Below are 14,156 nucleotides of genomic sequence, written 5' to 3' on the forward strand. Positions count from 1 at the left end.
AATCGAAAATTCTAGTCAGCTTCCGGGCTGGCGACAACCTGATTTACCGTGGCTTCGGCCGAACCGCTGGCGAAGCGTAGTTTGAGCAGGTCGCCCGGGCTTAATCGGGCGGCGTCGCGAATGGCCCGGCCGTCGGCATCCATGGCAAGTGTATAACCTCGCGACAGGACGGCGTGGGGGTCAAGCTGGGTCAGACTGTTGCCGAGCGAATTTAGTTTCCCTGAATATTGAGAAATTGCCCACTGGGTCTGCCGGCTCAGGCGATATTGCAGGTGGGCGATGCCTTCGGCCAGCTTTTCCGGGTGCGGCCGGGCGCTGGCGTGACGCAGGCCGAGGGAGTGCAGGCGAACGGCGCAGTGCTCGGTTTGCCGGCGCAGGGCGTGGTGCAGGCGCGAACCAAGGGTGTCGACTTCGCGCTGGCGCTGGCGAATGCGTTCGGCCGGGTGCACGAGGCGGGTGGCCAGCCAGTCGAGGCGTTGCAGTTGATCGGACAGCGTGCGGTCCATGCGCCGGCCGAGATGGTTTTCGAGTTGGGTCAGGCGGTCGAGCAGCGCGTCGCGGTCGGGGCTGGCCAGTTCGGCGGCAGCGGTGGGCGTCGGGGCGCGCAGGTCGGCGGCGAAGTCGGCGATGGTGAAGTCGGTTTCATGGCCAACGCCGGAAATGACGGGAAGGGCCGAGGCGTTGATGGCCCGGGCGACGCTTTCTTCGTTGAAGGCCCAGAGGTCTTCGATGCTGCCGCCGCCACGGCACAGGATGATCGCATCGCAATCGCTGTTGGCAGCTTGGGCGATGGCTTCGGCAATTTTGGCGCCGGCGCCTTCGCCCTGGACGGGGGTCGGGAAGAGCGTGATGGCAACGTGCGGGGCGCGCCGGTGCAACGTGGTCAGAACATCGCGCAGGGCGGCGGCTTGCGGGCTGGTGACGATGGCCAGGCGACGCGGGAAGCTGGGCAGCGGCTTCTTGCGGTCAACGGCAAAAATGCCCTCATTTTCAAGTTTCGCCTTGAGTTGCAGGAAGCGTTCGAAAAGGTCGCCCTGGCCGGCCCGGCGGATGGCTTCGACGTTGAGCTGGAATTCGCCGCGCGGTTCGTAGAAGGAAACCAGCACGCGGGCTTCTATCTTCTGACCGTTCTCCAGCCGCCAACCGAGCACTTGCGCCCGACTTCGCCACATGACGCAGCGCACTTGGGCGTTGGCGTCTTTGAGCGAAAAATAGACGTGGCCGGAGGCGGCGTAGGTGAGGTTGGATATTTCGCCGCCGACCCAGGTCAGCGGGAAGGCCGATTCGAGGCAATCCCTGACCTGTCTATTCAGGCTGGATACGCTGAGGACGGAGTTACCGACAGGTTGAATGGCATTTTGCATTTGTCAATTGTAACCCGCGACTAAATTTCGCAGCCATTCGTTGACAGGCTATGTTTTTGTTAAGTCTTTGATTTTTAATGATGTAAAGAACATGCCTTGTTTTTTGGCAGAGTATAAAAAGTCCTTTGCTGATTGGGGTTTAGCGCAACTGATGACACTTCATTCACAGACTTATCCACAGCTTTTGGGGATAAGCCGCGCCAGGGCCGTCATTTCGTCGCTTGCCCTGCGGCGGGGGGCAGGGCAGAATTGCGGGCTGCTATTCCACCAAGGATTACCTCACGTGCTTGAGATCATTAAGGCGGCCGGTTGGCCCATCTACCCCTTGCTACTGGCTTCGATCATTTCGGTGGCGTTGATTATCGAGCGCGTCGTCGCCCTGCGCCATTCCAAGGTTGTCCCGGCCGGCCTGCTCAAGCGGGCGGTCGGCGAGTTCAAGCGCGGCGCCAACAACGACAAGCTGCTTGAAGACCTTGACGCCCATTCGCCGCTCGGTCGCGTGCTGTCGGCCGGCCTGCGCAACGTCAATGCGTCGCGCGAGATCATGAAGGAATCCATTGAGGAAGCCGGCTCGGCCGTATCCCACGAGCTCAATCGCTACCTGACGACGCTCGGCACCATTGCCTCGGTCAGCCCGCTGATGGGTCTGTTCGGCACCGTGGTCGGGATGATCGAGATTTTCGGTGCGCAGTCGCCGACCGGTACCAACCCGATGCAACTGGCCCACGGTATATCCATCGCGCTCTACAACACCGGCTTCGGTCTGGTCATCGCCATCCCCAGCCTGATCGCCTGGCGCCATTTTCGTGCACTGGCCGACGGCTTCGTTGTCGAGATGGAGCAGCAGGCCGTCCGCCTCGTCGAGTACATGCACGGCGACCGGAAGTAAGCGATGAATTTCCAGCGCGGCCGTAGCCGGGAAGAGCCGGAAATCAACCTGATTCCGTTGATCGACGTATTGCTGGTCATCATCATCTTCCTGATGCTGACCACCACCTATGCCAAGTTCTCCGGGCTGGAGATCAACCTGCCAACGGCCGATGCCAGCAAGCAGGCCGAGCAGCCCAACGAGGTCGATGTGGCCGTGACGGCGACTGGCCAGGTGCTGATCAACAAATCGCCGCTGGCGACCAGCGACGTCAAGAGCATCGCCGACGGTTTGCGCCGGGCGGCGGGCAGTCGCGAAGATCCGCTCATCGTCATCAACGCCGATGCCAAGGCGACGCATCAAAGCGTCGTCGATGTCATGCAGGCGGCGCAGACGGCCGGTTATCCACACATTTCATTCGCCACCCAGAATCGTTGATGTTTGCCCGCTGGCTACAGCGACAGTGGTTCGAGCAACGCCGGCTGACGCCGGCGTTGTGGCTTTTGCTGCCGCTAAGTTGGCTCTACAGCCTGTTGAGCGCGCTCAATCGCCGGCTGGCCAGGCCGGTGCGACTGTCCGTGCCGGTCATCGTCGTCGGCAACCTGATCGTCGGCGGTGCCGGCAAGACGCCGCTGACCCTGTGGCTGGCACAGCAACTCGCGGCGCGCGGCTGGCGGCCGGGGATCATCAGCCGGGGGTACGGGCGCAGCGGTGACGGCGTGGTTTTGGTGAGCGCCGATTCGCCGCCGGAAGCGGTCGGCGATGAACCTTTGCTGCTCGCCCGGCGCAGCGGGGTACCGGTCTGCGTCGGCCGACAGCGCGCAGCCGCTGGTGCCGCCCTGATTGCGGCACACCCCGAGGTCAATATCCTGCTCTGCGACGACGGCCTGCAACACTACGCGCTGGCCCGCGATGTCGAACTGGTTGTTTTCGACGGGCGCGGCGCCGGCAACGGCTGGCGTCTGCCGGTCGGGCCGCTGCGCGAACCGCTGGGGCGACTTGCCACGGTCGACGCGATTATTGGCAATAATTTGAAATCCCGGTTTGTCGCCTCGGCGCCGACTTTCGACATGAGGCTGCAGCCCGGCTGCTTCTATCGCCTCGACGATCCGCAGCAAACCTGTTCGGCCGAGAGCCTGCGCAGCCGGGGGGCGCTGCATGCGCTGGCCGGCATCGGCAATCCGGGGCGATTCTTTCAGACGCTGGAGTCTCTGGAATTGAACTGCGAAAATCACCCGTTTCCCGATCACCATCGCTACTCGGCCGCCGATCTGGCCTTCGCCCGGGATGGCATCCTGCTGATGACCGAGAAGGATGCAGTAAAATGCGCCGGACTGACGGCGGGTGAAACCTGGGTTCTGCCCGTCGAGGCCGAGCTTTCGCCGGCCCTTATTGAACTGATTTTGGAGAAACTCCATGGACGCCAGGCTGCTTGATATTCTCGTCTGCCCGATTTGCAAGGGCAATCTCGAACACCGCAAGGCTGAGAAGGAACTGGTCTGCAAACCCTGCAAACTGGCCTTCCCGATCCGCGACGACATCCCGATCATGCTCGAGGACGAAGCGCGCCAGCTCAACGCGGACGGGCAGTAATGTCCGGCCTCGCCTTCAAGGTTGTCATCCCGGCGCGTTACGCGTCGACCCGGCTGCCAGGCAAGCCCTTGCTCGATCTCGGCGGCAAGCCGATGGTCGTCCGGGTGGCCGAGCGGGCGCGCCTGTCGGGGGCCGAGGAAATCTGGGTGGCGACCGATCATCCGGATGTCTGGGCCGCTGCCGAGGCGCATGAAGTCGCCGCGCTCATGACGCGCAGCGACCATCCGACCGGTACCGACCGTCTGGCCGAAGTTGTCGAACAGCGCGGCTGGGGTGGTGACACCATCATCGTCAATGTCCAGGGCGACGAACCGCTGATCGAGCCTGAAGTCATCCTGCAGACGGCGCGCCAACTGGCGGCCTCTGGCGCCGACATTGCCACCGTCGCGCATCCGATCACCGATCCGGCCGATTTCTTCAACCCGAACGTGGTCAAGGTGGTCTGCCGCGCCGATGGCGACGCCGCCTATTTCTCCCGCGCGCCGATTCCCTACGCCCGCGATCATTTCGCCAAAGAGGCGGGGGGCGAGACCCTGCCGGCCGACTTTCCGGCCTATCGTCACGTCGGTTTGTACGCCTACCGTGCTTCGTTTTTGAAGGCTTTTTCCGGGTTGACCGTGGCACCGACTGAACACTTCGAATCGCTTGAGCAGTTGCGCGCCTTGTGGCATGGCTACCGCATCAGCGTGACGTTGATCGACGCCGCCCCGGCGCCTGGCGTCGATACGCCCGAAGATGCAGAGCGGATGCGCAAACTGTTTGACCGGGCCTGAAATTCCGAGTAATTTTTCGCCTTTAGAGAACGGCCGTCACAGACGCTGAAACGAAGCCGATAACAATAATTTTCAATAGTTAAAAACCCGAGGGACTTTTCATGAAATTGATTTTGTTGGGCGCTCCCGGCGCCGGCAAGGGTACGCAAGCCACTTTCATCTCCAAAGAATTTGGCATCCCGCAAATTTCCACCGGCGACATGCTGCGCGCACAAGTCAAAGCCGGCACGCCGCTCGGTCTGGAAGCCAAGAAGCACATGGACGCCGGCGGCCTGGTCCCGGACGCGGTCATTATCGGCATGGTCAAGGATCGCCTGACTCAGGACGATTGCAAGAACGGCTACCTGTTTGACGGCTTCCCGCGCACCATTCCCCAAGCTCAGGCCATGCGTGATGCTGGCGTGCCGCTCGATGTCGTGCTTGAAATCGACGTGCCGGACAGCGATATCGTCGAGCGCATGGCGGGCCGTCGCGCCCACCTGGCTTCGGGTCGCACCTACCACGTCAAGTTCAACCCGCCGAAGGTCGAAGGCATTGACGATGTGACCGGTGAGCCGCTGGTCCAGCGTGACGACGACAAGGAAGAAACCGTCAAGAAGCGCCTGGAAATCTACCATTCGCAAACCAAGCCGCTGGTCGATTTCTATACCAAGTGGGCGGCCGAAGGCGATGCCAAGGCCCCGAAGGTACGCAAGGTGGCTGGTGTCGGTAGCGTCGATGGCATCACCAAGAGCGTTTTTGAAGCGCTGAAGTAAGGGACGAAGATGACGGTGAAAAACGCCTTCTACGCACAGTCAGGGGGCGTTACCGCCGTCATCAATGCAACGGCGTGCGGCCTGATTCAGGAAGCACGTCGTCATAGCGACAGGATCGGGAAAGTGTACGCCGGCCGCGATGGCATCATCGGCGCGCTGACCGAAGACCTGATCGATACCAGCCTCGAATCCGACGAGGATATTGCCCGCCTGCGCTCGACGCCGGGCGGTGCCTTCGGTTCCTGCCGCTACAAACTGAAAAGCCTCGAAGAGCATCGCGCCCAATACGAGCGCCTGATCGATGTCTTCAAGGCGCACGACATCGGCTATTTCTTCTACAACGGCGGCAACGATTCGATGGATACCGCCTGGAAAGTGTCGCAGATCGCCGAGAAGATGGGCTATCCGGTGGTTTGCGTCGGCGTCCCGAAGACTGTCGACAACGATCTACCGCTGACCGATTGTTGCCCCGGCTTCGGTTCGGTCGCCAAGTATGTTGCCACCTCGATCCGTGAGGCCGGCTACGACGTCGCCTCGATGGCGCGGACCTCCACCAAGATTTTTGTGCTCGAAGTCATGGGCCGCCACGCCGGCTGGATTACCGCCGCCTGTGGCCTGGCTTCGGAAAATGTTGGCGAGCCGCCGCACATCCTGCTTTTCCCTGAAGTCCCATTTGATCCGGAGCGCTTTCTGGCTCGCGCCGATGAGTGCGTCAAGCTGTATGGCTATTGCACCGTCGCCGTTTCCGAAGGCTTGTCCGATGCTTCCGGCAAGCTGATTGCCGAATCCGGGACCAAGGATGCCTTCGGGCACTCCCAGTTGGGCGGTGTCGGACAGATCGTGGCGCAGCTGATCAAGGACCGACTCGGCTATAAATACCACTGGGCGCTGGCTGACTACCTGCAACGCTCGGCCCGCCATCTGGCTTCGCGAACCGACATCGAACAGGCGCATGCCCTGGGTGTTGCTGCGGTCGACCTCGCTTTGCAGGGCAAAAACGCCGTGATGGCGACCATCAATCGCCTCGCCGACGCCCCGTATCGCTGGGAAATCGGCGATGCGCCGCTCAAGGATATCGCCAATGTCGAGCGCAAGATGCCTCCCGAATTCATCTCGGCTGATGGTTTTCACATCACCGATGCCTGCCGTGCCTACCTGCAACCGCTGATCGAAGGCGAGGAGCCGCCGCCGTACCGCAAGGGGCTCCCCGATTATGTGCGTTTGAAGAACGTTTCCATTACTAGAAAGCTGGGGGCGTTCAACGTGTAGTTCCATCAATCTAGGGAGGGAGTGTATGTCTACACCGTTGTGGTTGGCGCTTGGGTGCGCCGTTCTAGCAGTGTTGTACGGCTGGATTTCCAGTCAGCAAATCCTCGCGTTGCCAGCCGGCAACGAGCGCATGAAAGAGATTGCCAAGGCAATTCAAGAAGGCGCGGAGGCATACCTCAGCCGACAGTACAAGACCATTGCCATGGTCGGTATTGTCCTCTTCCTGGTCATTGGTTTTATTCCCAAGCTGGGCTGGCTGACAGCCTTCGGTTTTCTGATTGGCGCCGTGCTTTCCGGCGCCGCCGGATTTATCGGCATGAACGTTTCGGTGCGCGCCAATGTGCGTACGGCCGAAGCGGCGCGCAGTGGCATTTCGGCTGCGCTCGATGTGGCCTTCAAAGGCGGCGCGATTACCGGCATGCTGGTGGTCGGGCTGGGTCTACTCGGCGTCGCCGGTTACTTCGCTTTCCTCAAGTCGGCGAATGCCCCTGAGGCCGACTTGCATCATGTCATCGAACCCTTGGTTGGCTTGGCTTTTGGCTCCTCGCTGATTTCGATCTTCGCCCGTCTGGGTGGCGGCATCTTCACCAAGGGCGCTGACGTTGGCGCCGACCTGGTGGGCAAGGTGGAAGCCGGTATTCCCGAGGATGATCCGCGCAACCCGGCGGTGATCGCCGATAACGTCGGTGACAACGTTGGCGACTGCGCCGGCATGGCTGCCGACCTGTTCGAAACCTACGTCGTGACCGTGGTGGCAACCATGGTCCTGGCTGCGCTGATCATCAAGACAGCAACGGGTTTGGGCGAAAACCTGGTGCTTTATCCGCTGGCGCTGGGCGCGGTGTCGATCATCGCTTCCATCGTTGGTTGCTATTTCGTCAAGGCGACCGAAGGCGGCAAGATCATGGCCGCGCTCTATCGCGGCCTCATTGTTGCCGGCGTGCTGGCCCTGGTTTTTTATTACCCGGTGACTTCCTGGCTGATCGGCGCCGGCGCTACGCTGCCCGACGGTAGTGTGATCAACACCATGACCATGTTCGGCTGCTCCGTCGTCGGCCTGGTGCTGACTGCTGCGCTGGTCTGGATCACCGAGTACTACACCGGCACCGACTACGCGCCGGTCAAGCACGTTGCCGCTGCTTGTCAGACCGGCCACGCCACCAACATCATCGCCGGTATCGGTGTTTCGATGAAGGCGACCGCCTGGCCGGTGCTTTCGGTCTGCGTCGCCATCTGGGCTGCCTTTGCGATGGGTGGTCTGTTTGGTATCGCCATCGCCGCCACGTCAATGCTGTCGATGGCCGGTATCGTCGTGGCGCTTGATGCCTACGGTCCGATCACCGACAACGCTGGCGGCATTGCCGAAATGGCCGAATTGCCGAAGGAAGTACGCAATGTGACCGATCCGCTGGATGCCGTCGGCAACACGACCAAGGCTGTGACCAAAGGGTACGCCATCGGCTCCGCCGGTCTCGCTGCTCTCGTGCTCTTCGCAGACTACACGCACGGTCTGGAGGCGGTCTCGGGCAAGGTCTTCACGTTTGACCTTTCCAATCACCTGGTCATCATCGGTCTCTTCATCGGCGGCCTGATTCCCTTCCTGTTCGGCGCCATGGCCATGGAAGCGGTTGGCCGTTCAGCCGGTGCGGTGGTTGTCGAAGTACGTCGCCAGTTCAAGGAAATTCCGGGAATCATGGAAGGTACGGCCAAGCCGGACTATTCGCGGGCCGTTGATATGCTGACCGTCGCGGCGATCAAGGAAATGATGATTCCGTCGATCCTGCCTGTTGCCGTACCTATCGTGGTTGGTTTGATCCTTGGCCCGGTTGCTCTCGGTGGCCTGTTGGTCGGTACCATCGTGACCGGTCTGTTTGTCGCCATTTCGATGACGACGGGCGGCGGCGCCTGGGACAATGCCAAGAAGTACATTGAAGATGGTCACTTCGGCGGCAAGGGCTCGGATGCGCACAAGGCGGCTGTGACGGGTGATACGGTCGGCGATCCCTATAAGGATACGGCCGGGCCGGCGGTTAATCCGCTGATCAAGATCATCAACCTGGTTGCCCTGTTGATTGTTCCGCTAATTGCCTGATTTGCGGTATTGTTTTGAAGAGGCGGCTTCGGCCGCCTTTTTTACATTTCTTCGATTTGCAGTTTTGAAGCCAAGTTAAAATCCGCAAAAGAAATCAGGGAGTGGCATGAGTGAAGTAGCAAGCGGTTCCGCCGGCGTCGGCAATTCCGGTGTGCGGGAAGATCTCCTGCACCATGACCCCTTGCTCGACTGTCTGGTCGAGTTGACGCGCATTTACGGGCGCCCGAGCACGCGGGCGGCGCTGGTTGCCGGACTGCCCCTGGAGAAAGGCTCGCTGACGCCGTCGTTGTTCGGGCGGGCTGCAAGTCGCTCCGGACTATCCGCAAAAGTGGTCAAGCGCTCTCTCGAACGTATCAATGATGTGCTCCTGCCCGCCGTCCTCTTGCTGGAAGGCGATGAGGCCTGTGTTTTGCTCGGCTGGGACGAGTCCGGCCAAACAGCCCGCTTGCTCTTTCCGGAAACGGGCCAAGGCTCCCATCAGATGGCGCACGGGGATTTGGCTCGTCGCTACACGGGAATTGCCATTTTTGCCCGGCCACATTTCCGCTTTGACAGTCGCACTCCGCAGGTTGGCGATGTCAAGCTTCGCCACTGGTTCTGGGGCGCATTGGCCGAGCAGATGCCGATCTATCGCGACGTCCTTGGCGCAGCCTTGCTGATCAATGTGATGGCTCTGGCCATGCCGCTGTTCACGATGAATGTCTATGATCGCGTCCTCCCCAACCGGGCGATGGAAACCCTCTGGGTGCTGGCGCTGGGGATTGTCCTGATCATCGGTGTCGACATGGTTCTGCGCTCCTTGCGCGGTTACTTCATCGATCTGGCTGGGGCGCGTATCGATGTGAAGCTTTCCGCCTCGATCATGGAGCGTGTGCTCGGTGTGCGCATGGAGGCGAGGCCAGCGGCGGTTGGCGCATTTGCCTCGAATCTGCGCTCCTTTGAGTCGGTGCGCGATTTCATCACCTCGGCGTCGGTCACGGCTTTCATCGACCTGCCGTTTGCCCTGCTTTTCGTTCTGGTGATTGCCCTGATTGCCTGGCAACTGATCATCCCTGTGTTGCTGGCCATCGTCTTTGTGGTGGTCTATGCCTACGTACTTCAACACAAAATGCACGCACTCTCGGAAACGACCTATCGGGCCGGAGCCTTGCGCAACGCGACCTTGATCGAAAGCCTCACTGCGCTGGAAACCATCAAGACGCAAGGCGCCGAAGGACTGATGCAGGCCAAGTGGGAAAAGACGGTTTCCTATGTGGCAGGGATAAACAATCAGATGCGATTTCTATCTGCCGCTGCGACCAACGGGGCAATGGAAATCCAGCAGATCGTCAATGTCGTGGTCGTCATTGCCGGCGTTTATCTGATTGGTGACGGAAAGCTCAGCATGGGCGGCCTGATCGCCTGCACGATGCTGACTTCACGGGCGGTAGCGCCCTTGGGGCAGATGGTCGGGTTGCTGATGCAATATCACAACGCCAAGGTGGCGCTGACCTCGCTCGAGCAGATCATGCACAACCCGGTTGAACGACCGGCCGATGCCAATTTTGTCCATCGTCCGGAATTGAAGGGCAATATCGAATTCCGCGATGTCCAGTTCAGTTATCCGAATTGCCAGGTGGCCGCCTTGAAGGGCCTGACCTGCCGGATCAGCGAAGGCGAAAAGGTCGTGGTCATCGGCCGTATCGGGTCAGGCAAGACGACTCTGCAGAAATTGCTGCTTGGCCTTTATCAGCCGACGGGCGGGGCAGTCAGTATTGACGGTGTTGACCTTCGCCAACTCGACCCGGCTGACCTTCGGCGCAATATCGGTTACGTCGCCCAGGATGTAACTTTGTTCTATGGCACCTTGCGCGAGAATATTTCGATCGGTGCACCCTACGCCGACGATGCCACTATTGTGGCGGCTGCCGAGGCCGGCGGCTTGACCGAGTTCGTCAATCGTCATCCGGATGGTTTTGACATGATGATCGGCGAGCGGGGTGATTCCCTTTCGGGCGGTCAGCGGCAGGGTGTGGCGATTGCCCGGGCTTTTCTCATGGATCCGCCGATCCTGTTGCTCGACGAGCCAACCAGCGCAATGGACTTTTCCTCCGAGCAGCAATTCAAGGAGCGCCTGAAAGTCATGGCGGCGCACAAGACGGTTTTGATCGTGACCCATCGCAACAGCCTGCTTGATCTTGCCACCCGGGTGCTCGTCGTCGACGACGGGCGCATCGTTGCCGACGGTCCGCGCGACCAGGTCATTCAGGCGCTGCAGAGTGGCCGGATCGGGAGGGCGTCATGAAACGCCTGAAAGCGATTCTGGCGGCGATCCATGCGTGGCTGGAGAGCGTTGCCGGAAGGGGGGCTCCGTATGTCGAGCGCGTCCTCGGGCGCCTGCCAAACAAGGAGGAGGTAGAGGTCGTTGATTTTGCTTCCGATGCCGATCTGGCCATGTTGCGCCAGGAACCCCTCCGGGCGCGCGTGCTGTTACGTTCGATCGGGATTGTTTTTGCAGTTTTCGTCCTGTGGTCGGCTGTCGCTCAACTCGACGAAGTGACGCGCGGCGAGGGCAAGGTCATTCCCTCCCGGCAGGTTCAGGTATTGCAAAGCATTGATGGCGGCTTGGTTTCCGAAATTCTCGTGCGTGAAGGCGAGATTGTTCAACCCGAGCAGTTGCTGATCAAAATCGATGAAACCAGGTTTGTTTCTTCGGTGAAGGAAAATCAGGCTCAATATCTCGGGTTGGTTGCCAGAGCGGCCCGCCTGCGCGCCATTTCAGAGGGCAAGCCCTTTGTTCCTCCGCAGGAGGTCATGAAGGCCGATCCTTCCATCGTCGAGCAGGAACGTCAGTTTTATGAAGCGAGGAACAGCGAGCTGACGGCATCGGTTTCAATCGCGCGCCAGCAGCTCAGTCAGCGTCAGCAGGAACTGAATGAGGCTCAAGCGAAGCGCGCCCAGGCATCACAGGGTTATGAACTGACTTCAAAGGAGTTGGCTGTAACGCGTCCGCTGATCAACTCTGGGGCGATTTCCGAAGTCGAGTTGCTGCGTCTGGAACGCGATGTCTCCCGGTATCGCGGCGAGCGTGACATGGCTTCCGCCCAGATTTCCCGGGTTCAGTCATCGATCAACGAGGCACAACGGAAGATCGAGGAGGTCGAACTGACCTTCCGCAACGAAGCCAGCAAGGAGCTTTCGGAAGTCATGTCCAAGCTGAACAGCCTGGCTGAAGGAAGTGTTGCCCTGACCGATCGGGTCAAGCAGTCGTCCATTCGCTCTCCCGTCAAGGGCACGGTCAAGCGTCTGCTGGTCAATACTGTCGGCGGGGTGATCCAGCCCGGCAAGGACATGATTGAGATCGTTCCTCTCGAAGACACCTTGTTGCTCGAAGCGCGCGTATTGCCGCGGGATATTGCCTTCCTGCGGCCGGGGCAGCCGGTGATTGTCAAATTCACCGCCTATGACTTTTCAATCTACGGCGGCCTTGATGGAACGCTCGAACATATCGGTGCCGATACGGTGATGGATGATAAAGGAAATGCCTTCTACACGGTGCGGGTGCGCACCAGCAAACCCGGCTTCGGCGATGCCAACCTGCCGATCATTCCCGGCATGATCGCCGAAGTCGATATCTTGACGGGCAAGAAGAGTGTTCTTGCCTATATGCTCAAGCCGGTCCTGCGGGCCAAGAGTGTCGCGTTGACGGAGCGTTGATGATTCATTGCTTTGTTGACCGCGATGCACAGGCGTTGCCATCGTGGCTGGAAGCCTTTCCGCAGGCTCGGGTTGTGAGCCGTCAAGACGCACGGGAGTCTGTTTCCGGTGGCTCAGGCATTCTCTGGTGCCGTTGCCAGCCTCAGGAAAGTCTCGCAGAGATATTGGGTGCGATGACTGTTTCGCCAGCGCAGATAGTTGTCATCCTGGCCGACGAGCCCGGTGATGCCATCATTGCCGAAGCCTGCGCTCTGGGTGCCTCGGGCTGTTGCAATACCCATGCGGCCCCGGAAGTGCTGCGTCAGGTGGCGCTTGTCGTCGAAAATGGCGGGCTGTGGATTGGTCAGTCCTTGCTGCAAAGACTGGTCGGTAGCACGTCGAGGGTCCTCGAGGCGCGTCCCGAGGCCAAGCTCGATACCTGGTCAGGCCTCCTTTCCGAGCGCGAGTCACAGGTGGCGAAGCTCGTCGCCGGCGGCGCCAGCAACAAGGAAATTGCCGACCAGCTTTCAATTACTGAAAGAACGGTCAAGGCGCATTTGTCGGCAATTTTCGAGAAACTTGGCTTGCGCGACCGCCTTCAGCTTTCATTGCGCATCAACGGCGTGAATCTGTAGCGAGATATCTGCCAAGAGCTTGGCGCTCGGGCCTTGAAATGCCGACAGGTCGATTGCCACGGTCAACCGGAAATTTTTGCCAAATTTGCAATTTCCTAGAGGTGCAAATTGCGTACCCATTCGCCGGGGCGAAGTGCCATAGAGCGTGAAATAACTCACATTTTGTGGCCATACTGTACTTTGGTTCAATAGCGCACTGACCTTGATCCCCTTACACTTTTAGTATTGTTAATAGTGTCTGGAGTTTCACCATGGCTCAAGCCCAAGTCGTCGCCCAAGTTTCCGTTCTTTCCGGTCAAGCATTCGCGCGCGACAGCGCAGGAAATATGCGCCGCCTCAAGCTCGGAGACGCGATACGGGAGGGCGAGAGCGTTGTAGCCGCAGATGGTGCCAAGGTCGTCCTGACGCTTGCCGATGGCCGTGAGCTCAACGTCCGCCCGGGCGAAACGGCGAGAATCGACGCCGAGGTCGCGGCAGCGATCAAGCCTGATGCCACCGACAGCGCAGTGGTTAATAACCAGGACGGCTTCAAGAAGATCGCTTCGGCCCTGAAGTCAGGCAGCGATCTTGATACCCTGCTCGAAGAAGAAGCGCCGGCGGCCGGCCTTGCCGGTCAAGGCGGAGACGAAGGCCACACTTTTGTCGAACTTTTGCGGATCGTCGAAACAGTCGATCCTCTTGCCTACCAGTTCGGAACAGAGCGCGGTCGCCCGCTGGAGGCAATCGAAGGCGCCCCCCTGTCATTCGGCGAACTATCGGTTTTCAATGCGGGAAGCGACTTCGTGGTTGACGAAGCGGCCGGCACCATCACCTTCACCGTGACCAGAAGCGGCGCGCTGGATCAGCCCGCCAGCGTTACCTACAGCACGGCGGATGGTACGGCGGTAGCTGGTAGCGACTACACCGCGGCCAGTGGTGTGCTCAACTTTGCTGCCGGAGAAAGCAGCAAGACGGTGACCGTTGCGCTAAACAACGACACACACTTCGAAGGCCCCGAAACGGTGAGCCTGAACCTCAGTGCACCGGTCAATGGGACTCTGGGTGACGCAACTCAAGTCGGCACCATCGTGGACGACGGTCGCACCCTGCCGGGTGGCCCGGCCAATGACGACCGTCCGGTCTTCGACATGGG

13 protein-coding genes are annotated in these 14,156 nt (G+C 60.2%); 12 read left to right on the forward strand and 1 reads right to left on the reverse strand.

Annotation, left to right across the window (positions count from 1 at the left end; genetic code table 11):
- Window positions 1–11: 11 nt before the first annotated feature.
- Window positions 12–1,364 carry an exodeoxyribonuclease VII large subunit gene (gene xseA / locus AC07TV_RS05310; protein ID WP_494647354.1) on the reverse strand — a complete coding sequence of 451 codons (1,353 nt, stop codon included), beginning with the start codon at window positions 1,362–1,364 and terminating at the stop codon, window positions 12–14.
- A 283-nt stretch (window positions 1,365–1,647) separates the two neighbouring features.
- Between xseA and AC07TV_RS05315 the strand changes: the two genes are divergently transcribed.
- The 12 genes from AC07TV_RS05315 to AC07TV_RS05370 form a co-directional block, all read left to right on the forward strand.
- On the forward strand, window positions 1,648–2,253 hold the full coding sequence (locus tag AC07TV_RS05315; RefSeq protein WP_494647355.1) for a MotA/TolQ/ExbB proton channel family protein: 606 nt from the start codon (window positions 1,648–1,650) through the stop codon (window positions 2,251–2,253).
- Window positions 2,254–2,256: 3 nt separating this feature from the next.
- A complete protein-coding gene (locus AC07TV_RS05320) occupies window positions 2,257–2,670 on the forward strand; it encodes an ExbD/TolR family protein (protein ID WP_226401139.1) in 414 nt (137 codons plus the stop codon).
- Entirely contained in the window at window positions 2,670–3,668 is a 999-nt protein-coding gene (gene lpxK, locus AC07TV_RS05325) for a tetraacyldisaccharide 4'-kinase (RefSeq protein WP_494647356.1), read from the forward strand. Before AC07TV_RS05320 ends, lpxK begins: the two co-directional genes overlap by 1 nt.
- The gene (locus tag AC07TV_RS05330) at window positions 3,649–3,825 is read left to right on the forward strand and encodes a Trm112 family protein (protein WP_226401137.1); all 177 of its coding nucleotides are present in this window, start codon (window positions 3,649–3,651) and stop codon (window positions 3,823–3,825) included. The genes lpxK and AC07TV_RS05330 overlap by 20 nt, the downstream gene beginning before the upstream one ends.
- Window positions 3,825–4,598: a 3-deoxy-manno-octulosonate cytidylyltransferase gene (gene kdsB / locus AC07TV_RS05335; RefSeq protein ID WP_494647357.1), complete on the forward strand. Its 774-nt coding sequence runs from the start codon at window positions 3,825–3,827 to the stop codon at window positions 4,596–4,598. The genes AC07TV_RS05330 and kdsB overlap by 1 nt, the downstream gene beginning before the upstream one ends.
- A gap of 101 nt (window positions 4,599–4,699) precedes the next feature.
- Window positions 4,700–5,353, forward strand: a complete 654-nt coding sequence (gene adk / locus AC07TV_RS05340; RefSeq protein ID WP_494647358.1) for an adenylate kinase — start codon at window positions 4,700–4,702, stop codon at window positions 5,351–5,353.
- 9 nt (window positions 5,354–5,362) lie between these two features.
- The gene (locus AC07TV_RS05345) at window positions 5,363–6,622 is read left to right on the forward strand and encodes a 6-phosphofructokinase (protein WP_494647359.1); all 1,260 of its coding nucleotides are present in this window, start codon (window positions 5,363–5,365) and stop codon (window positions 6,620–6,622) included.
- 25 nt (window positions 6,623–6,647) lie between these two features.
- Window positions 6,648–8,714 carry a sodium-translocating pyrophosphatase gene (locus tag AC07TV_RS05350; RefSeq protein WP_494647360.1) on the forward strand — a complete coding sequence of 689 codons (2,067 nt, stop codon included), beginning with the start codon at window positions 6,648–6,650 and terminating at the stop codon, window positions 8,712–8,714.
- Window positions 8,715–8,820: 106 nt separating this feature from the next.
- Window positions 8,821–10,998, forward strand: a complete 2,178-nt coding sequence (locus AC07TV_RS05355) for a type I secretion system permease/ATPase (protein WP_494647361.1) — start codon at window positions 8,821–8,823, stop codon at window positions 10,996–10,998.
- Window positions 10,995–12,410, forward strand: a complete 1,416-nt coding sequence (locus AC07TV_RS05360) for an HlyD family type I secretion periplasmic adaptor subunit (RefSeq protein ID WP_494647362.1) — start codon at window positions 10,995–10,997, stop codon at window positions 12,408–12,410. The genes AC07TV_RS05355 and AC07TV_RS05360 overlap by 4 nt, the downstream gene beginning before the upstream one ends.
- 173 nt (window positions 12,411–12,583) lie before the next feature.
- Complete coding sequence (locus tag AC07TV_RS05365; RefSeq protein WP_494647363.1) at window positions 12,584–13,024, forward strand: response regulator transcription factor; 441 nt, start codon at window positions 12,584–12,586, stop codon at window positions 13,022–13,024.
- 251 nt (window positions 13,025–13,275) lie between these two features.
- The coding region (locus AC07TV_RS05370) for a retention module-containing protein (protein ID WP_494647364.1) at window positions 13,276–14,156 on the forward strand (881 nt) is incomplete at its 3' end.

The organism is Azonexus sp. GW821-FHT04F04 (assembly GCF_059420025.1).